At 52.0% G+C, this 18,660-nt stretch carries 22 protein-coding genes; 13 read left to right on the plus strand and 9 right to left on the minus strand.

Annotated elements, in window-relative coordinates:
* The first annotated feature begins 29 nt into the window (after nt 1-29).
* Nucleotides 30-872: a choline ABC transporter permease subunit gene (gene choW / locus QFZ34_RS08585; RefSeq protein ID WP_115052371.1), complete on the plus strand. Its 843-nt coding sequence runs from the start codon at nt 30-32 to the stop codon at nt 870-872.
* Entirely contained in the window at nt 869-1,909 is a 1,041-nt protein-coding gene (choV, locus tag QFZ34_RS08590; protein WP_115052370.1) for a choline ABC transporter ATP-binding protein, read from the plus strand. Before choW ends, choV begins: the two co-directional genes overlap by 4 nt.
* Before the next feature lie 39 nt (nt 1,910-1,948).
* Here the strand turns inward: choV and QFZ34_RS08595 are convergent, their stop codons facing one another.
* The 6 genes from QFZ34_RS08595 to QFZ34_RS08620 form a co-directional block, all read right to left on the minus strand.
* Nucleotides 1,949-2,212 (minus strand): hypothetical protein, encoded by a 264-nt coding sequence (locus QFZ34_RS08595; RefSeq protein ID WP_115053220.1) that lies wholly within the window; start codon nt 2,210-2,212, stop codon nt 1,949-1,951.
* Between the two features lie 58 nt (nt 2,213-2,270).
* A complete protein-coding gene (locus QFZ34_RS08600; RefSeq protein ID WP_115052369.1) occupies nt 2,271-3,104 on the minus strand; it encodes an ABC transporter ATP-binding protein in 834 nt (277 codons plus the stop codon).
* The gene (locus QFZ34_RS08605) at nt 3,101-3,958 is read right to left on the minus strand and encodes an ABC transporter ATP-binding protein (RefSeq protein WP_115052368.1); all 858 of its coding nucleotides are present in this window, start codon (nt 3,956-3,958) and stop codon (nt 3,101-3,103) included. Before QFZ34_RS08605 ends, QFZ34_RS08600 begins: the two co-directional genes overlap by 4 nt.
* Nucleotides 3,959-3,960: 2 nt before the next feature.
* Nucleotides 3,961-4,872, minus strand: a complete 912-nt coding sequence (locus QFZ34_RS08610) for an ABC transporter permease subunit (RefSeq protein WP_115052367.1) — start codon at nt 4,870-4,872, stop codon at nt 3,961-3,963.
* Between the two features lie 11 nt (nt 4,873-4,883).
* On the minus strand, nt 4,884-5,888 hold the full coding sequence (locus tag QFZ34_RS08615; RefSeq protein ID WP_307279665.1) for an ABC transporter permease subunit: 1,005 nt from the start codon (nt 5,886-5,888) through the stop codon (nt 4,884-4,886).
* Between the two features lie 115 nt (nt 5,889-6,003).
* Nucleotides 6,004-7,611 carry an ABC transporter substrate-binding protein gene (locus tag QFZ34_RS08620; protein ID WP_115052365.1) on the minus strand — a complete coding sequence of 536 codons (1,608 nt, stop codon included), beginning with the start codon at nt 7,609-7,611 and terminating at the stop codon, nt 6,004-6,006.
* Nucleotides 7,612-7,925: 314 nt separating this feature from the next.
* On the opposite strand from QFZ34_RS08620, the gene QFZ34_RS08625 reads away from it, so the two are divergent.
* The 5 genes from QFZ34_RS08625 (at nt 7,926) to QFZ34_RS08645 (ending at nt 11,799) form a co-directional block, all read left to right on the plus strand.
* The gene (locus QFZ34_RS08625) at nt 7,926-8,687 is read left to right on the plus strand and encodes a 3-hydroxyacyl-CoA dehydrogenase (protein WP_115052364.1); all 762 of its coding nucleotides are present in this window, start codon (nt 7,926-7,928) and stop codon (nt 8,685-8,687) included.
* A gap of 127 nt (nt 8,688-8,814) precedes the next feature.
* Entirely contained in the window at nt 8,815-10,011 is a 1,197-nt protein-coding gene (locus QFZ34_RS08630) for a hypothetical protein (RefSeq protein WP_307279671.1), read from the plus strand.
* The gene (locus QFZ34_RS08635; protein WP_307279673.1) at nt 10,008-10,598 is read left to right on the plus strand and encodes a protein-S-isoprenylcysteine O-methyltransferase; all 591 of its coding nucleotides are present in this window, start codon (nt 10,008-10,010) and stop codon (nt 10,596-10,598) included. The genes QFZ34_RS08630 and QFZ34_RS08635 overlap by 4 nt, the downstream gene beginning before the upstream one ends.
* A 19-nt stretch (nt 10,599-10,617) precedes the next feature.
* A complete protein-coding gene (locus QFZ34_RS08640; protein ID WP_115052361.1) occupies nt 10,618-11,298 on the plus strand; it encodes a hypothetical protein in 681 nt (226 codons plus the stop codon).
* Nucleotides 11,299-11,412: 114 nt separating this feature from the next.
* Complete coding sequence (locus tag QFZ34_RS08645; protein ID WP_115052360.1) at nt 11,413-11,799, plus strand: DUF930 domain-containing protein; 387 nt, start codon at nt 11,413-11,415, stop codon at nt 11,797-11,799.
* Nucleotides 11,800-11,855: 56 nt separating this feature from the next.
* Here the strand turns inward: QFZ34_RS08645 and QFZ34_RS08650 are convergent, their stop codons facing one another.
* Nucleotides 11,856-12,782: a cell wall hydrolase gene (locus QFZ34_RS08650; RefSeq protein ID WP_307279677.1), complete on the minus strand. Its 927-nt coding sequence runs from the start codon at nt 12,780-12,782 to the stop codon at nt 11,856-11,858.
* A 239-nt stretch (nt 12,783-13,021) separates the two neighbouring features.
* On the opposite strand from QFZ34_RS08650, the gene QFZ34_RS08655 reads away from it, so the two are divergent.
* From QFZ34_RS08655 to QFZ34_RS08665, 3 genes are all read left to right on the plus strand, one after another.
* Entirely contained in the window at nt 13,022-13,213 is a 192-nt protein-coding gene (locus QFZ34_RS08655; RefSeq protein WP_115052358.1) for a hypothetical protein, read from the plus strand.
* A gap of 95 nt (nt 13,214-13,308) precedes the next feature.
* Nucleotides 13,309-14,088 carry a HugZ family pyridoxamine 5'-phosphate oxidase gene (locus QFZ34_RS08660; RefSeq protein ID WP_115052357.1) on the plus strand — a complete coding sequence of 260 codons (780 nt, stop codon included), beginning with the start codon at nt 13,309-13,311 and terminating at the stop codon, nt 14,086-14,088.
* Nucleotides 14,089-14,111: 23 nt separating this feature from the next.
* Complete coding sequence (locus QFZ34_RS08665; RefSeq protein WP_307286199.1) at nt 14,112-14,924, plus strand: TrmH family RNA methyltransferase; 813 nt, start codon at nt 14,112-14,114, stop codon at nt 14,922-14,924.
* On the opposite strand, the gene QFZ34_RS08670 is transcribed toward QFZ34_RS08665, so the two are convergent.
* Nucleotides 14,895-15,941: a coiled-coil domain-containing protein gene (locus QFZ34_RS08670; protein ID WP_307279681.1), complete on the minus strand. Its 1,047-nt coding sequence runs from the start codon at nt 15,939-15,941 to the stop codon at nt 14,895-14,897. The genes QFZ34_RS08665 and QFZ34_RS08670 overlap by 30 nt on opposite strands.
* Before the next feature lie 118 nt (nt 15,942-16,059).
* Nucleotides 16,060-16,593: a DUF1134 domain-containing protein gene (locus tag QFZ34_RS08675; RefSeq protein ID WP_307286202.1), complete on the minus strand. Its 534-nt coding sequence runs from the start codon at nt 16,591-16,593 to the stop codon at nt 16,060-16,062.
* A gap of 331 nt (nt 16,594-16,924) precedes the next feature.
* On the opposite strand from QFZ34_RS08675, the gene chpT reads away from it, so the two are divergent.
* From chpT to QFZ34_RS08690, 3 genes are all read left to right on the plus strand, one after another.
* Nucleotides 16,925-17,554 (plus strand): histidine phosphotransferase ChpT, encoded by a 630-nt coding sequence (gene chpT, locus QFZ34_RS08680; protein WP_115052354.1) that lies wholly within the window; start codon nt 16,925-16,927, stop codon nt 17,552-17,554.
* A gap of 133 nt (nt 17,555-17,687) precedes the next feature.
* Nucleotides 17,688-18,056 carry a response regulator gene (locus QFZ34_RS08685; RefSeq protein WP_307279686.1) on the plus strand — a complete coding sequence of 123 codons (369 nt, stop codon included), beginning with the start codon at nt 17,688-17,690 and terminating at the stop codon, nt 18,054-18,056.
* The gene (locus QFZ34_RS08690; RefSeq protein ID WP_307279688.1) at nt 18,057-18,653 is read left to right on the plus strand and encodes a YdeI/OmpD-associated family protein; all 597 of its coding nucleotides are present in this window, start codon (nt 18,057-18,059) and stop codon (nt 18,651-18,653) included.
* Nucleotides 18,654-18,660 lie beyond the last annotated feature (7 nt).

The following is an 18,660-nucleotide window of genomic DNA, read 5'->3' on the forward strand; positions in this document are numbered from 1 at the left end:
ATTGATAGAACGACAGAGGGATAGTTCGGTTGGACTGGCTGACACAAGACAAGATTCCAGTCGGCAAGACGGCTAAGGCCGTCGTCGATTGGCTCACCACCAACTTTGCCGGGTTCTTTGACGGACTTGCAATGGTGATGCAAAGTTTCATTGACGGACTTATGTTCGTGCTGAAATACCCTCACCCTTTGGTTATGATCGCCATATTTGCTGCCGTTGCCTATGCCTTGCGGCGTTCAATTGCGGTCACCATTCTTACGATTGTGGGATTTCTCTTCATTGTTAACCAGGGCTACTGGGACGAGACGATGGAAACCCTCACCTTGGTGCTTTCTTCCTGCATCCTTTGCATGGGTATCGGTGTCCCTATTGGCATCATTGCCGCGCATCGACCCAAATTTTATTCGGCAATTCGCCCTGTGCTGGACTTGATGCAGACATTGCCAACCTTCGTCTATCTTATTCCCGCCATCGTGTTCTTCGGCATTGGCATGGTGCCGGGCTTGCTTGCCACCGCAATCTTTGTACTACCTGCCCCCATTCGCCTGACCCATCTTGGCGTCTCATCGACCCCGCTGCATTTGGTCGAAGCTGGGGAAGCCTTTGGCGCTTCGTCGCGGCAACTATTGTGGAAGATTGAATTGCCCTATGCCATGCCGCAGATTCTGGCAGGCCTCACCCAGACCATTATGCTGTCGCTTTCCATGGTTGTTATCGCCGCGCTGGTTGGCGCCGACGGTCTTGGCGTTCCGGTTGTCCGTGCCCTTAATTCGGTCAATACAGCTCTTGGCTTTGAAGCCGGTCTCGTCATCGTGGTCGTTGCCATCGTGCTTGACCGCATTTTCCGCCCCGGCAAGGAGCAAGGTGAATGACTGCGATTACACTTGATCAAGTCTGCATTATTTTCGGCAAACGGACCGACGCGTCACTGGCCTTGGCTGACCAGGGAAAAAGCAGGTCGGAGATTCAGGCTGAAACCGGTCATGTTCTGGGCGTTCACAACTGTTCGCTGACCATTGCCGAAGGCGAAATACTGGTCCTTATGGGCCTATCCGGTTCTGGCAAGTCCACATTGCTGCGCGCTATCAACCGTCTCAACCCTATTTCACGTGGTTCAGTCGTCGTTCATAATGACGGGCAGTCAATCGACGTAGGCAAGGCGGACAAGACGACTTTGCGCAACCTGCGCAAACATCTGGTGTCGATGGTCTTCCAGCAGTTTGGACTTTTGCCTTGGCGTACCGTTGAGGAGAATGTCGGTTTCGGACTGGAGCTTTCCGGAGTGCCGAAGGAAGAGCGCGCGCGCGCCGTTCAACAGCAACTTGAACTGGTCAATTTGAAAGACTGGGCCAAGCGAAAGGTTGGAGAGCTCTCGGGCGGCATGCAACAACGTGTGGGCCTTGCCCGCGCATTTGCGACCGGAGCTCCAATCCTGTTAATGGACGAACCGTTTTCCGCCCTTGATCCTCTCATTCGCAACAGGCTGCAAGACGAGCTTCTGAGCTTGCAGGATCGACTGAAGAAGACAATCGTGTTTGTCAGTCACGACCTTGATGAAGCGATGAAAATCGGCAATCGCATTGCCATCATGGAAGGTGGCCGCATAATTCAGTGCGGAACAGCGCAGGATATTCTTCTAAACCCGGCAGATGATTATGTGGCGGATTTCGTTGCCAATATGAATCCACTTGGAGTGCTTACAGCGGCCGACATCATGGTTCCACTTGACCGTTCACGCGGTGACCGGCCATTCGCGGCCACTGCCCGGCCCGATACACCTGTGCGGGATGTGATGCAGGCAGTGGCCAAGAATAGCGGTGATGTCGGCGTTGTCGAAAAAGGCGCTATTCTTGGCATGATTTCCGCTGACGATATTGTTCGCGGTCTGCTCAAACATCAGAAGAAATAGTCAGGTCCGTCCTAACTTCCGGACTTAGCGCCGCTCTTGCTATTCTTCTTCGTTTTCTTCGGACTCATCCGATTTGCCAGCAGGCATCCATCCCGTTGGCGTTACCTTTTTCTGCGTGCTGGAATCGGTAAATACCCACCATCCGGCATCGGTCTCATCCCACTGACCGCCGGTAACTTTGAGGCGATCCAACGAACGATACTGCCCGATGGATTGGTTTTCCTGCCCATCTTCATCTGTCCAGAAAATCTGCACCTTGCTGCCATCTGTCGGGGCAGATGAAATCGACTGCTTTTTGCTCACGGACATTCCTCCTGTTGAAGCTCAATGAGTAAATGCCCGATTGCAAATCGGGCTTCACTCAAGCGGCAGCTTTTTTCTTTGCAATACGCGCTCGGATGCTCTCCACGTCAGATTTCGGCGTCGCCGCAAACAGCGTCTTGGTATAGCTGTGTTGCGGGTTTGAAAACACCTCGTCGCGCGTACCGTATTCAACCACCTCACCATAATACATGACCATAACGTCATCGGCGATATAACGAACCACCGACAGATCATGACTGATGAAAACATAAGTCAAGTTGAACTCATCCTGCAGATCCGCAAGTAGATTGAGAACCTGCGCCTGCACCGAAAGATCGAGCGCAGAAACCGGCTCGTCCAGAACAAGCAGGCTTGGGCTCAACATCAGTGCGCGCGCTATGGCGATACGCTGACGCTGGCCGCCGGAGAACATATGCGGGTAGCGATTATAGTGTTCAGGGCCAAGGCCTACTTTTACCAGCATCTGCATGGCAAGTTCGCGCCGCTCTGCAGCGGTCTTCTTGGTATTCAGCAGCAATGGTTCGCCTAGAACTTCACCAATCTTCTGACGTGGATTCAGCGAACCATAAGGATTCTGAAAAATGATCTGCACCTTGCGGCGCATTTCGGTCGTCACCTTGTCTTTGGCAATATTGATAGGCTTGCCGTCAATGAGCAATTCGCCAGATGTCTGCGGATCGATCAGCGTCAGAATACGACCAAGTGTCGATTTTCCGCATCCGCTTTCGCCCACTATTGCAAGCGTCTTGCCCTTCTCAACAGTGAAGTTCACGCCCTTTACAGCCTGAACAGTCTTTGCCTTTCCAAACAGGCCACCGCCAACGTGATACTCGCGTACGATATTGCGGCCTTCGAGTACAATCTCGCTCATGATGCAGCTCCTGCATTGGCTGCTTCGTTTTTCATGAAATCAGCCACGGTCGAAAGTCGATCGCCGGTCGCATTTTCGGGAAGAGCGGAAAGCAATGCGCGGGTATATGGGCTCTTGGGCGCCTCAAAAAGCGTCAGCACATCGGCCTCTTCCATCTTGGTGCCCTTATACTGAACGATCACACGATCAGCGGTTTCAGCCACTACACCCATATCATGCGTGATCATAATCAATCCCATGCCATGCTCGGCTTGAAGACGAACAAGCAAATCCAGAATTTGCTTTTGGATGGTAACGTCAAGCGCGGTCGTTGGCTCATCTGCGATCAGCAGCTTTGGATTGCACGCAATCGCGATAGCGATCATGACGCGCTGACACTGCCCGCCTGACATCTGATGCGGATAAGAGTTGAGCCGCTCTTCCGGGGTCGGGATACCGACCTGTTTAAAGAGCTCTATGGCACGGGCTCGCCTTGCTTTCTTGTCGAGTTTCATATGAACCCGCAGAACTTCTTCCAGCTGGAATCCAACAGTGAAACACGGATTAAGGCTCGCCATAGGCTCTTGAAAGATCATCGCAACGTCGCGCCCGATGATTTCACGTCGACGTTTGCTCGTCATTGTCAGCATGTCGTGACCATCAAATGTCATGCTGTCGGCAGTGACTGTTGCTGATTTGGGCAGCAGCCCCATAACAGCCAGCATCGCAACGGATTTTCCAGAACCGGATTCACCGACAATTGCCAGGACTTCGCGAGCTTCGACCGATAAATCAATGCCTTGGACGGCCATAAACATGCCATTGCTGGTATCGAAGCCGACAGAAAGATTTTTGATTTCGAGTAGCTTGCTCATGTTCAGCTCCTCTTCAGTTTTGGATCAAGCGCATCGCGCAATCCGTCACCGACGAGATTGATAGCAAGCACTGTAATCAGAATTGCGAGACCGGGCAGCGTTACCACCCACCATTGACCGCTTGCGATAAATTCACGTGCATCGGCCAGCATTGTTCCCCATTCCGATGCCGGTGGCTGAGCACCGTAACCCAGGAAGCCCAGTGCTGCAGCGTCAAGAATCGCATTGGAAAATGAGAGCGTCGCCTGAACAATCAGCGGTGCCATGCAGTTAGGCAGGATCGTCTTGAACATTAACCGCAGCGGACCAGCACCGGCAACCTTTGCGGCCACCACATAATCACGCGTCTTTTCGGCCATCACCGCAGCGCGGGTCAAACGCACGAAATGCGGTTGATACACCAGCGCGATGGAGATCATTGCCCCGGTCAATCCCGGCCCGATAATTGCTACCAGAACCAGAGCAAGCAACAATGATGGAAAGGCCAGGATGACATCCATCAGGCGCATAATAACTGTATCGACCCAACCGCGGAAATAGCCAGCGATAACACCTAGAAAAATACCGCCGACAAGCGCGATACAGGTGACGACAATACCGATAAACAGTGAATAGCGCGCGCCGTAAATCAGACGCGAGAGAATATCTCGACCAACGGCATCTGTTCCAAGCAGATAGCCTGCACGTCCGCCTTCCTGGAAGATTGGTGGCAGGAGTACAGCATCGCGGTACTGATCTGCCGGGCCGTGCGGGGCAATCCATGGTGCAAAAATAGCCGTTATAATCAGCAATATGAAAACTGCCAGGCCGATGACGGCACCACGATTTTCCGAGAAATAATACCAAAACTCGGCAAGCTGCCGTCGGAGAGATGAATCGGTGGAGGTTCCACTTTGAATATTTGTCTGGGCCATGATCTATCCCCTCAATGTCGAATGCGCGGATTGATCAGGCCGTAGAGCAAGTCGACAGCGAGATTGACCAACATGATGGTGGCGGCGATGATGAGCAAAGCGCCCTGAATTACCGCATAGTCGCGGCGGCTGACGGAATCGACCAACCATTTTCCGATACCCGGCCAAGAGAAAATCGTCTCTGTCAGGATTGCTCCGGCCAGCATGACGCCAACTTGGAGACCGATGGTTGTAACAACGGGGATCATGGCATTTCGCAGCGCGTGAATACCGATAACGCGCAATGGAGCCAGGCCTTTGGCACGAGCGGTGCGCACATAATCCTCGGACAATACCTCGAGCATTGCGGAACGAGTTTGACGCGCGATAACCGCCAGCGGAATAGTGCCGAGCACAATCGTTGGCAGGATCAAGTGGCTGACGGCTGACTTGAAAGCACCCGACTGTCCAGAAATCAGTGAATCGATCAGCATGAATCCGGTCACTGGCGGGAAAAAGAACATCAGTGAGATGCGGCCAGATACGGGCGTCCAGTGCAATGTGTTGGATACGAGCATGATCAGCAGCAGGCCCCACCAGAAGATGGGCATCGAGAAGCCTATCAGGGCAGTTCCCATGATTGACTGATCGAGAAAGGAACCGCGCTTGATCGCTGCGAAAACACCAGCTGGAATGCCAAGCAAAACCGCAAAAAGAATTGCGCAAATTGAAAGCTCAAGCGTTGCTGGAAACAGATTGAAAAACTGTTCAACAACCGGCTGCTTGGTAACAATTGATGTTCCGAAATCACCGTGCAGAATACCCCGAAGATAGTCGAAATATTGAATGATGATCGGCTGGTCGAAGCCAAGATCGCGCGAAATAGCTGCATGACGTTCTGGCGACATGACACGTTCGCCTGAAAGCAACGCAACCGGATCGCCCGGAAGCATGCGAATAAAGGAAAAAGCGATGATGGATACACCGACAAAAGTCAGGGCCATAACCGCCACGCGTCCCATAATAAATCTGAACATATCGAACCTTCCAGCCACAATCGGTGGCGGTGCTTCCGGCTGCCTTAACGCATTTTTGCTCGGAAGAAAAAAGGGCGCCCGCCTGACGGACGCCCTTCCTACAAGTTTTCAGCTCTTACTCGGTAATGTCTACGCCGTCGAAGGCGAAGTCACCAAGCGGGCTCTGATGGAAGCCTTCAACACCCTTGCGCATCGGTACGATCGACAGGGAGTGATCAAGCGTATTCCAAGGAGCTTCCTTTTTGAACACGACCTGCGCCTCTTCATAGAGCTTTGTGCGCTCTGCAACGTCTGTTGTAACCTTGGCTTTCTTCACCAGGGCATCAAATTCCTTGTTGCACCATTGCGCACGATTGTTACCGCCGACGGCTTCGCAACCAAGCAATGTATCAAGGAAGTTGTCTGGATCGCCATTGTCACCGGTCCAGCCGAGAATAGCAGCACCGTCGCGGTCTTTTGCCTTGGACTTGTTCAAATATTCGGCCCACTCATAAGACACGATCTCGGCCTTGACGCCGATCTTTGCAAGATCAGACTGCATCAATTCCGCAGCGCGGCGAGCGTTGAGCATATAAGGGCGTGAAACTGGCATCGCCCAGATCTTCATGGAAAGATCCTTTACACCGGCATCTGCAAGCATTTTCTTGGCTGCTTCAGGATCGTACTTGTCGTCCTCAATGGCGTCATTATAGGACCACATTGTCGGTGGGATCGGGTTTTTGGCAGGTGTTGCCAGACCCTGGAATACGCCGTCAACGATTGCCTTCTTATTGATGGCCATGTTGAGCGCGTGGCGTACTTCAACCTTGTCGAACGGTGCAATCAGCGTGTTGTACGCGAGGTAGGCAACGTTCAAGCCTTCCTGCTCCATCACCTTCAACTCTGGATCCGCTTTCATCGCGGCCACATCGCTTGGGTTTGGATAAGGCATCAAATGGCATTCACCAGCCTTGAGCTTCTGATAGCGAACCGAAGCATCGGTCGTGATGGCGAAAACCAGATCGTCGATCTTCTGCTTGCCATTCCAGTAGTCAGGATTTGCCTTGAAACGGATAACGGCATCCTGCTGGTAGGCGACAAACGAGAAAGGACCGGTGCCAAGAGGCATCTGGTTCAGCTGGTTCATCTTGCCTTCAGCCTGGAGCTTGTCGGCATATTCCTTGGACATGATCGAAGCGAATGGCATTGCAACGTTTGCGAGGAACGGAGCCTCTTTGCGCTTCAGTGTGAACTTCACTGTCATGTCGTCGACTTTTTCAATCGACTGCAGGAGCTCAGGGAAGCCCATGCCGGCAAAATATTCCCATGAAGTACCTGTTACATACTTGTTCCAGGGACTGTCTTCTTTCCACTGGCGCTCATAGGAGAAAATCACGTCGTCAGCATTGAGTTCACGTGTCGGCGTGAAGAATTCTGTAGTCTGGAACTTTACGCCCGGACGAATCTTGAACGTGTACTGCAAACCATCATCAGAAATTGTCCAGCTTTCGGCCAGACCTGGTTGGGTTTCTGTCGTACCAGCCTTGAATTCCAAAAGGCGATTATAAACCGTATGCGCCGAAGCATCATAGGTGTTACCGCCCGTATAGAGGCCGGGATCAAAGCCTTCCGGCGATGCTTCCGAGCAATAAACGAAAGTTTTAGCTGCGGCTCCACCTGCCATCAGCCCACCCGTCAACATTGCAAGCGCTGTCGCCGCAATGAGTTTCTTGTAGGTCTTCATGTTTTTCCACCTTCAGAGGTTTTTTTGTTGCCGGCCCCCTTGCCTGCAACCGAAGCTGCATGGAAGCCTTTGCCATGTCGCAATGCAAGCAGATTTATTCGCAGTCAACCCATCCGGAGAACCATAATCCACGATTCTGGGGAAACTCGACCACATAAATGCAAAAATAGTGAATTTCACTACAAAACCGTCCATTCACATTTCTGACAGTCAAAGGCACATAGTTACGTACATGAGCAAAGGGCGCGACTATCGGCGTCACACTTGTCATGGTAAGCGGCTGAGGAAATCGTTGCACTGGAAGGGAGCAAATTATGAATCTTGAAGGACATACCGCTATTGTAACAGGCGGGGGATCTGGACTTGGAGCAGCGACGGCCCGGCTTTTTGCGGAAAAGGGCGCCAAGGTGGCACTTTTCGACATTAATTTGGATGCTGCCCAGAAAGTTGCGCAAGAAATCGGCGGCATTGCACTCGGCTGCAACGTTTCCAGTGCAAGCGATGCAGAAGGCGCAGTGCGTCAGGTCACCGAAAAATTTGGCACACCGCGTGTTCTCGTCAATTGCGCTGGCATAGCAAATGCCGGACGTATTGTCGGACGAGATGGCCCGCATGATCTGGAACTTTACCGGCGCGTGATCGAGGTCAATCTTATCGGCTCGTTCAATATGCTGCGCTTGGTGGGAGATGCAGCCGCCAAGCTTGATCCCTTGGAAACAGGCGAGCGCGGTGTGATTATCTCTACCGCTTCGGTCGCTGCATTCGACGGTCAAATCGGACAGGCTGCCTACGCCTCTTCCAAGGCCGGCATTGCAGGCCTTACCCTGCCAGCGGCGCGGGAACTTGCTCGCTTCGGTATTCGCGTTATGGCTATCGCTCCTGGTATTTTCGCAACGCCAATGCTGCTGGCAATGCCGCAGGAGGTTCAGGATTCACTTGCAGCATCCATTCCCTTCCCTTCAAGACTTGGTAAGCCAGAGGAGTATGCATCGCTCGCTGTGCATATTATCGAGAACCCAATGCTAAACGGAGAAACGATCCGGCTTGACGGAGCTATTCGCATGGCACCAAAATGAAGTTGCATTACCAATTATTGCAACTTCTTATCGCTGACGACGTTCTGTTAACGCTGATCATCTAAAATCCTTGTTAGCGAAGTAAGGTAGATCGCAATCATCGGTAAGCGATGAGGAAAGGATGCGGATGACGATCTTCAAGCGTCTGGTGATTTTACTGCCAGGCTTTGAGCATATGCCTGTAGAGGCTCACCATCGGCGCTTTGTCCGCGAGGCAGGCAAAACTGCGCCTGTTTACGACATGACCGTCTCGGAGCCTTCCCCCCTATCTGTCAGCGCTGTCGAAGACGGCGTTGCCATGGGTCGCTTCAGTTTGCATGCCAAGGGTGATGACTGGGCGGCTCATACCGATTTCGTGCTTTACGGGCTTGGCGATATCACGCTGTTTTACGCCTCCAGAAATCCAGTCGTCCGCCTGCTGAGCGGACTGCTTGCACTGCTCGACTTTATCGTCAGTGGCACATTTTTCCGCTTCATCATGACAAGCTGGCGCTATGCGCTGTTCTTTGTTTATCCACTGCTCGTGCTTGCAGCCATTGTGATTACATCTATTGGCATGGGATACTTGGTCGACGATGCCTTTCCGAACAGCCCATTTGTTTTGGCAGGGACAAGTCTTTTGGCTGGGATATGTCTACTGTGGTTTTCTGCTGCAAAATTACATCTTTTGCTGCTCATGGACGACTGGACATTTGCTCGCGACATGGCACGCGGAAAGCGCTCAGACGTTATGACGAAGATGGAAAAAGTCGTCGGTCATGCCGCGTCATTGATCAGTGAAGCTCCAAGCGATACCGAGGTTATTATTGCCGCCCATAGCTTGGGCGCAATTTGCGCACTCCCGATTATAGATGAAGCGGTGAAGCGCAATAAATCGCGACGCTACGGACTACTTACCGTAGGCTCCAGCCTGCTCAAAGTCGCACTACATCCTGCAGCATCACGCTTGCGAGATTGTGTGGCCAATGTCGCACAAAGCAATACGACCTGGATTGATGCCCAATCGCTGACTGACCCAATGAACTTTTACAAATCTGATCCGATCAGAGATCTCGATATTGCAAAAGGAAAATCACCTGTTCTTATGCAAGTGCGTTTCAGACACCAGCTTTGCGACGAGACTTACAAGGCAATCCGGCGCGACTTTTTCCGCGTGCACCGCCAGTTCGTATTTGGTGTAGATAAACGGACACATTATTCCTGGCATGCAATTCTTTGTGGGCCTCAACGTTTTGCAGATATCGCCGCCCGCGGCGGATTGCCCTGCGAGAAAACTCTCTGTTCCAAGGACAGCCTCAAGATCGTGGGGCCTGCCATTACATGATAAGCCTTGCTTTAGCTGGAAAGGCTCTGTGGGCGTTTCTGGTCGTTGGTTGGTATTTGTTGCGCCGGCCCTTTGATCGCCGCGCTCGCCGAAGCCGGCTCACCGTTGATCGCCGGCCGGGAGCAGATACCCTACGGATGGCCATATCGCTGACGGGACTTGGCATAATACCAGGCATATACCTTGTTACCGGATTCCCGAGATTTGCATCCTATCCTGGGCATCCAATGCTGCTTGCACTCGGCATCATCGTCGGGATTATCGCGCTTGTGCTTTTCAGGCTTACGCATAAAGCGCTCGGAAAAATGTGGTCAGTATCATTGCAACTGAAACAGGATCACAAACTCATCACAACAGGAATCTACAAACACGTCAGGCATCCGATGTATACGGCATTCTGGTGCCTTGCCATTGCGCAAGCGCTGCTCTTGCCTAACTATATTGCAGGATTTGCAGGGATTGTTGGATTTGGCTATCTGTTCTTCTCACGGGTGGGTCCAGAGGAAACGATGATGAGTGAAGCCTTTGCAGAAGAATACGACGTCTATCGTGCAAGCACCTGGCGTGTATTGCCCTACATCTATTGATTGGCTGAAAGTTTTCATCGTGCGTAAAATCAAGCTGTCCTGTTCGTCACTCGCAAAAACACTGCCGGTTCTGGTGGTCTCACTGTCGCTTGCGGCGTGTCAATCGTCACCGCAGCCGACCGCTGCAAGCAATGTCTCGGCATATGCTGCAGAGATACCGCAATTGACCTGTGCTGCGCATGGCAGCGTCAATGGCAACGCTGTGAAGCTCACCGCCAATCGCACCAAGACCGGTGATCCCGCCTATATCGAGTTTCGCCAACGTCTTTCGCCGGGAATACCGAGCGGCCATCTTTATGTGGTCTTTGGACGTCTTGACGCGCAAGGCAACCCGGTAACACGCCAGTATAATGGGCTGTTTCCAAAAGGCAGCTTGATCGGGCTTTACGGCGGAGCAATCATTCCGATGCCGGCCGAACTGAAGCCAAGCTATGCGGACTGCCATTTTTCAACCGGCGCCGCTTATCGCGTTTCATTGACTGAAAGCCAGTATCAACAATTACTGGGCAAAGTACGTTACAATCTCGCCAATCCACCGCTCTGGAGAATGTTCGGCTTTAATTGCAACAATTATGCAGCCTCGCTGGGCAGCGTTGCAGGCTTGGTTGAGCCGGCAAATCGCGCTCAACCATCTTTCTCCTATATCTATTCCTTTATAGAAGCGAATGGAGACAAGGGACGAAAATCCCCCACTTCATGAAAAAATTGTAATGTTCCAATGGTTTTGATTTCCACAATTCCGTCTTAAATGCAGCGGTATCTCACAGAACTTTGACCCGCAACGGGCCATGCGATTACGCCGGAAAGCAAATTGATGAAAATTATTGGTGCTTTTCTGCTTGCCATTGCGGTTTCCGCTCCAGCCGCAGCAATGGATAAAAGCGCAGCCGACGAGCTAGAAAGGCTGGACCCGCAAACAAGGCTTGAGCAGCGCTGTGATCTGGAAGCAATGGAACGTATCCACAAGGATCCGGCCAAAATGGTTCCGGATGAATTGGTGGCCTATGCTTTTGCCGAGCCCAAGATCAGCGGCGACAAGATTCGCTCCACGGGTGCGGCCTTTCGCAGTAAGGGCGAATGGTATCACCTGTCATACACATGCTCGACATCGCCCGATCATATGACCATTCTGACATTTCAGTATGCGATTGGGCAGTTGGTTCCCCACAATGAGTGGGACCATCATTTTCTGGTGCCCTGAAGAGCTATTGTAGCAGGGTACAATAATAAAAAAGCACGCCGGAGCGTGCTTTTTTATTAGTTCAAGGCGTTAGGTCTGTCCTGAGCCAAGAGCATTTGACCAATAGCATCTACGCTTTTGCTGGTCGGAGCCTCATAGGCCAGTATTCCAGCCGGAGCGGCGCCTGGTGTCGTCTGTGCAGCCTGCTGCTGTGCCTGCAATGTGTGCTCCATGGCCCCAACAGGCGGATCAACAGGAACAGCAACCTTCTCGCTAGCAAACGCCATCTGCGGTGGAACGATGTCAGCCTGCGCAACCAGTACGGGTTGCTGCGTGGCCACAACGCGACCAGAGGTCGGTGTGGAGGTGGTCGTCGCTGCGCTTGCCACTTGCGTAGCATTGCCTGCGCCGGAGGTTCTCATGCTTGCAATATATGCATTGGCAATGGCTTGGCTTGCTTCCTTGGAAGCAATTTCTGCCGAATTATAACGATCGCGCTTTTCGTAAAACGCATTTCCGCCAGCAACGACGGTGTAATGCATGTTCTTGTAAGGGAACCGCAAACCGGCAGTGTGAAAATACATTGCGTTCTTGACCTGAGGGTTACGCTTGCCCTTCAGCACAGCGTCTGCCGCAGCCTGAACGTCCGGAAGTGCCGATGACGTCATCGGACGAGACAAGACGCCCGGGGCGAACTGTCCCTTCTGTCCAACAACGCTGCATATGGAGTTTCCCCATTTGCCCGCATCAAGTCTGTTCATAACCACTGTTCCAACAGCCACCAGACCATCTTGGCTTGAACGGTTGGACTCAAAGAACATTGCCCGTTCAAGGCATTCCTTGTCCTTGGGCGTATAGGCGTAATTACCGGATGTAGTCTGCGAGGTTGCCGCTTGCGGCTTGATCTTGCTGGTCTGCGCGTTCTGTGTTGTGCAACCGCTGATGAGCGCCGCCGCCGTTACAATTCCCGCTACAGAGTGGATTTTCCACTTACCGCCGATCACGAAGCAATTCTCATCGCTGTTTTTCCTGCTGGTGAAGTTGAGCACAGAATGATGTCATTTGGGGCCAAACAATGGCAACAAAATACAATTCTGGACATCCAACATCTATCTAATTGAAATTATGCGTTTATTTTATCCAATGCAATAGCACGAAAATCCTAATAATGGCATAATTAAGAATTTGTTTACCACTATCGAGTTAATCTTGGGCAACTAAATGAGGTCCGAAGGGCAAGCTCATGCGTTCTCCTCCACCACGATATGATACGCGCGAATCACTCATGGACGCACTGCGCGAATTGATGTCATTGCAGGTGGCAGCCGAGGATGTCGCGCCAGTCCTTTGCACGATCGGACCGGTCGATCTTGATCTGCTTGCCGACTGCATGAGAGATGCAGGGATCAATGATAATCAGGCAATCGCCGCCTGATATAAGACTTCGGGACTTGTCCCAATTCGCTGCACCTCTTATCAATCAGATATTCCCAGAGCAAAAACTTGCTCCTGACTGATTGAGGATATGACGTGAGCGAAAAGATGGATGTTTTGCGTGAGATGGATGACAGCGCGATCCGGCTTATACGCCGTTTGATGCGAAGCGCCCGACATGCAGTCATTGCAACGCTGGAGCCAAACACCGGCAACCCCATCGCAACACGTATCGGCATTTCCACAGACCATGACGGCACTCCAATTACCCTGGTTTCTGCCCTTGCTGCTCATACGCCTGCTTTGCTGGCCGACCCGCGATGCTCGCTCTTGGTTGGTGAACTTGGCAAGGGAGATCCCCTGGCCTATCCGCGGATGACAATTTCTGCAAAAGCGCGGGAAATAGTCAAAGGCACTCCTGAACACGCCCGTATTGAATGGCGCTACCTTTCACACCTGCCCAAATCGAAACTCTATGTCGGCCTTGGCGATTTCCGGTTTTTCCGGCTGGAACCGGAAAATACCAAATTGAATGGTGGTTTCGGACGCGCTTACCAACTGGAAGCAAAGGATTGGTTGAGCTTAAGCCCTGTCAACCCAGAACTTGCTGAAGCAGAAAAGAACGCTGTCGATCACATGAACGAGGATCATGCTGAAGCGATCGCTTTATATGCCCGTTATTATGCCAAGCTACCGGATGGCAAATGGCGGATAACAGGTATTGATGCGGATGGGTTTGACATTGCGGATGGCGATGAAGTGGCTCGTATATTCTTTGAAAAGCCGCTGGAATCTGCAAAAGATATGCATATGACATTGGTGCGCATGGCTGGCCAGGCACGCGCCGGTCTAGCAGCGGAACAGGCCCCGGTGTGAGCGACGATAATCCGGACGTTTGGCTGGAGCAGCGGATTACCCGCATTGCTGGTCCTGAGGACGAGCGGCTTGCGCCCTATAGAAATGTCAGGGAACGTGATCTGGTGGGGCGTGAGGGGCGCTTTATTGCAGAGGGTAAGGTCGTCCTCAATGTGCTCTTGGCCAACAGGTCGTTCGCCATTGAATCTCTGCTGATCATTGAAAACAGGTTGGCGGGCCTCAAAGACCAAATCCGCTTATGTCCAGCAGATGTGCCGATTTATTGCGTCTCTCGCACAACGATTGATGCGATTGCCGGTTTCCCCATGCACAGGGGAATCTTGGCTGTCGGCAGGCGAATGAACCCGCTATCCGTGCAAGCCCTTATAGATACACTTTCCCCAACGGCTTTGGTCGTTGTGCTCTGTGGCATATCCAATCACGATAATATGGGTTCGATTTTCCGCAACGCGGCAGCCTTTGAAGCAGATTGCGTCATAATGGACGAGACCAGCTGCGACCCGCTTTATCGCAAGGCGATAAGAGTGTCGGTCGGGGCAACACTCAAGGTTCCTTTCGCGCAGCAGGGCCCTATTGAGGCGATCATTGAGACATTGCAGGATGCCGGCTTTACACTTTTTGGCCTCAGTCCTTCCGGATTAACCAGCATTAACTCTGTCCAGCCGGCACAAAGAACAGCGCTTTTGCTCGGGACTGAAGGCGAAGGTCTTCCTCCTGCCCTTTTGCAACAACTGCAAACAGCCAGAATCCCCATGTCTTCGGATTTCGACAGTCTTAATGTTGCAACCGCATCGGGGATTGCCTTATCACGGCTCAGCCGCTTTGCCAGCTTGTGACGCGGCCTGCTGAAGCGCGCGTATGCGATCGCCAAGACTTACAATAATCTTGCCATCCGCATCACGCACTTCCGAACCATTGCTGCTCGTACCCAGCAAGTCGTTAATCAGCGACTCTGAGCCCTCAAGCTTCGCAGTCATTGCTATAACTTGCGCAGCCAGATCGTTCATCTGGTCCCGCAAGACATCGCCTTCTTGCGCCTGGACAAAGGCCTGTTTGCCCCGGGCCACCTCGCCCGTTACTGCAGGCTGCTTTCTCTCTGCCGCAAGGACCTTGCGCAAACGCTCATTTACACGCTCGATATCTTTTTCACGTCGCGCAAGTTTGGCTTCACTATCTGTAAGCTGCCGCAAAAGAGCGCTGGCTTGTTTATCCAGTTCAGACCTTTGCCTGATTTCCTGCTCAAGCGAGCTGCGTAGCGCTTTCAATTCTGTTTCAGCCTTACGTTTCTGTTCGTCGCTTTCTCGTTTGTCTTTGCGTGCGGTCTTGAGGTCATCAGAAAGATTATCGATACGGGCCGATTGAGCGGCCAAATCTATCTTGAGACTATCCGCATTCGTCGCAAGACCAGCCAACCGGCGATGCAACAGTTCCAGTTCTGCCGCACGCTGTTCCAGCAGTTTTTCTTGTGCCGCGCTTGCTGCTGTCAATTTATTGAGGTTTTCCTTATCCGAAGCCAATATCGCCTCTAGCTCGGAAATTCGTTGTTCGCGCTGCTCCAGCTCCTGCGCAAACTTTGCTGCAAGCCTGTCCTTTTCGCTCACATCCGCAAGCAGCCGTCCCGCCTTTTCCTTGGCGTTCTCCAGCATAAGTTCAAGCTTGCGGTTAGCCAGTGCGTGTTCAGCCCGCAAACCATCACGCTGCGCCTGTATTTCATTCAGGGTAAGGGGTATTTCAGCTTCAACGCGTCTGCGAGTTAAGTAAGTTGCACGGCGCCAGATTGGCGGAACTACCAGCAATGCCAATAATACGGCAGCCAGAAATCCAAGAGCAAAATAAAGCGCGGTCTGGATCACTATAGGGTCCTGTCAGAGGTCTTCTCGACACAATCTTATTATCAGTCAGGTGTTTAAAATACAAAGGCGCGAACTGGGTTGCCCGCGCCTTGGCTTTCAAAACGCCGTTTTCAAGAAATCAAAACGGGTTCCACGTCGCTGAAGGGGTAATCTTCAAATAGCCGACATTGACACCCAGGCGCGCTCCAACACCAGTCCGGATCGGTACCAACAAGACCTGATTGCGCTTCAGAACATTGAACCCGACACCTGCAAAGAGATAGGCGGAGCCGGCCACGCCAACGAAACGTCCATAGAGACTTTGCACATCGTCAAGATTATAGACAAGCATCATGACGCGCGATCCCTGACCACCAAAATCCCAACCGATGGAGGGACCTTGCCAGAAGGTTTTGTGGTCACCTGCGTTCTTCGTATAGAGCGAGCCTTCGCCATAGGTCAGACCGCCGATAATGGCTCCAGAACCTTCTTCGCCGAGGACATAGCCATTCGGCAGACCATAACTTTGAAAAACCTTTTCGACGGCCGTCGCCAGACCGCCAGAGGTCGAACCGAAAAATCTCTGACCGGAATTGACGATTTCGTCCATCGTATAAGTATTCTGAGCATGCGCTGCTTGCGCCTGCACAAAAAACAATGACACCACGGTCATGAGAAGGAGAAAGCCACGATTCAAAGACAAGAGTAGAGACGCCATAATAATTCCTTTTGGTGTTCGCTCATTGTCCGACGCCTGATTCGCAAATCTGTGTTTGCGTTAACCCTATTTAAGACAGCAAACCTTGTATAAAAGTTTATGAATTGATCTTGGCATTTCAATGGCTCGTTAAAATTGCATTTTTTAGGCATTTTCATCCTGCTGCATGACGTTCTTGCCCATCCGCACCGCCCTCTATATCCAGAAGAGCACGAGAACCAAGTGATTCGCGGCTTTGATTCGCGGGGAACTTAGAACCATAAAGCTCATTTTCAGGAGACCTCTTATGACATTGCCCGTCATCCTTTCGGCAACTGACCTTGGAGCGCTCCTTTCCAGCCGGATATGCCACGACATTATTTCGCCCGTTGGAGCCATAAACAACGGTCTTGAGCTGCTCGAAGAGGGTGGCGCAGACGAAGATGCGATGAATCTTATCAAGTCCAGCGCGCGCAGTGCCTCTGCCCGTCTGCAATTTGCCCGCATCGCTTTTGGTGCTGCCGGATCGGCAGGAGTACAAATCGATACAGGCGACGCTCACAATGTTGCAGAACAATATATGAAGGGCGAAAAAGCGGAACTGAGCTGGGAGGGCAATCGCGTTCTTTTGCCCAAGAACAAAGTTAAGTTGCTGCTGAATCTCATCCTGATCGCCAATGCGGCTCTGCCACGCGGTGGTACCTTGTCGGTTTCCCTGCAGACGCCGGAAACCGAACCACGCTTTGTTCTGACCTCGCGCGGACCGATGCTGCGCGTGCCACCGAAATTTCTTGAGCTTCACAGCGGCAAAGTTCCTGAAGAAGCAATCGATGCGCACGCGGTTCAACCTTATTATACGCTTTTGTTGGCGCAAGAATCCGGCATGACCATTTCCATCCATGCGACACCGGAAGAAATTATCTTTACCGCCGCTTAAGTCTCATACGGGTTACCGCCGGTAACTCCGGCGGTATTTCAATATTTACCATTCCGCTTGCCTGTTTATTCACGGGCGGCCTATAGGTTCACCACCTGAATAGCTGAGATGGCTGTCCGGTTCGGGGGAACTTATGCTGCGTTGTATGATCGTTGACGGCTCACCTGTGGTGCGAAAAGTCGCTGGCCGTCTGATCTCCAGCGACAAAGTCGTTGTGACGACAGCTGATACTGGTTACCAGACCGTGGCCGCATGCAGTGTCGAAATGCCGGACATGATCATTCTGGATGACGGGCTCATCGATATGTCCGCAACAGAAATAATCCAAACAATTCGAGCACTGCCTGGCGGCGACAGCACGAAAATCTATCTCTGCCTGCCGGAAATGGATATCACCAGAATCATGCGTGCAAAACGCGCTGGAGCAGCAGGATATTTGCTGAAACCGTTCAATCGCGCATCGCTTGCAGAAATCATGCCGCCGATTGAAGTTGGAACCTAAATGCCAGCGAAATCTGAGCTTCCGATAATTCAGTTTGACTCAGCTGCGCAGTTTGAAGCTTGGCTGAGTGAACAGCCACGTACCTCGCAAGGGCTTTGGCTCAAGCTTGCCAAGAAAAATGCCGGTATGGCCAGCATTTCCCATGCGGAGTCTATCGATAGCGCATTATGTCATGGATGGATCGACAGTCAGAGCGACAAACTCGACGACGATTTCTGGCTTTTGCGCTATACGCCGCGCAAAGCTCAAAGCAAATGGTCTCAACGCAACTGCTCAAAAGCCACCGAGCTGATCGAACAAGGTAGGATGACGTCAGCAGGATTGGCCGAAGTCGAACGGGCAAAAGCCGATGGCCGATGGGACGCCGCCTATGCTCCCCCAAGCACTGCACAAGTCCCGGACGACCTCCAATTGGCCCTTGATCTGAATCCGGTTGCAAAGGAGTTCTTCGAACGGATCAACAAAACCAATCGCTACGCCATTCTTCACCGGATATTTACCGCAAAACAAGCAAAGACACGTGCCAGCAGGATTGAAAAATTCGTCGACATGTTAGAACGGGGAGAAACTATTTATCCGTCCAAGGCGAAGATCTGACCAACGC

Origin of the sequence: Phyllobacterium ifriqiyense (assembly GCF_030817885.1) — a bacterium.
Classification (GTDB): domain Bacteria; phylum Pseudomonadota; class Alphaproteobacteria; order Rhizobiales; family Rhizobiaceae; genus Phyllobacterium; species Phyllobacterium ifriqiyense.

Coding starts and splice junctions, on each gene's coding strand:
- choV (WP_115052370.1), top strand. CDS start 869: ATGACTGCGATTACACTTGATCAAGTCTGCATTATTTTCGGCAAACGG.
- QFZ34_RS08625 (WP_115052364.1), top strand. CDS start 7,926: ATGAATCTTGAAGGACATACCGCTATTGTAACAGGCGGGGGATCTGGA.
- QFZ34_RS08620 (WP_115052365.1), bottom strand. CDS start 7,611: ATGAAGACCTACAAGAAACTCATTGCGGCGACAGCGCTTGCAATGTTG.
- QFZ34_RS08645 (WP_115052360.1), top strand. CDS start 11,413: ATGAAAATTATTGGTGCTTTTCTGCTTGCCATTGCGGTTTCCGCTCCA.
- QFZ34_RS08690 (WP_307279688.1), top strand. CDS start 18,057: ATGCCAGCGAAATCTGAGCTTCCGATAATTCAGTTTGACTCAGCTGCG.
- QFZ34_RS08685 (WP_307279686.1), top strand. CDS start 17,688: ATGCTGCGTTGTATGATCGTTGACGGCTCACCTGTGGTGCGAAAAGTC.
- QFZ34_RS08605 (WP_115052368.1), bottom strand. CDS start 3,958: ATGAGCAAGCTACTCGAAATCAAAAATCTTTCTGTCGGCTTCGATACC.
- QFZ34_RS08635 (WP_307279673.1), top strand. CDS start 10,008: ATGATAAGCCTTGCTTTAGCTGGAAAGGCTCTGTGGGCGTTTCTGGTC.
- QFZ34_RS08600 (WP_115052369.1), bottom strand. CDS start 3,104: ATGAGCGAGATTGTACTCGAAGGCCGCAATATCGTACGCGAGTATCAC.
- QFZ34_RS08630 (WP_307279671.1), top strand. CDS start 8,815: ATGACGATCTTCAAGCGTCTGGTGATTTTACTGCCAGGCTTTGAGCAT.
- chpT (WP_115052354.1), top strand. CDS start 16,925: ATGACATTGCCCGTCATCCTTTCGGCAACTGACCTTGGAGCGCTCCTT.
- QFZ34_RS08615 (WP_307279665.1), bottom strand. CDS start 5,888: ATGTTCAGATTTATTATGGGACGCGTGGCGGTTATGGCCCTGACTTTT.
- QFZ34_RS08655 (WP_115052358.1), top strand. CDS start 13,022: ATGCGTTCTCCTCCACCACGATATGATACGCGCGAATCACTCATGGAC.
- QFZ34_RS08610 (WP_115052367.1), bottom strand. CDS start 4,872: ATGGCCCAGACAAATATTCAAAGTGGAACCTCCACCGATTCATCTCTC.
- QFZ34_RS08675 (WP_307286202.1), bottom strand. CDS start 16,593: ATGACCGTGGTGTCATTGTTTTTTGTGCAGGCGCAAGCAGCGCATGCT.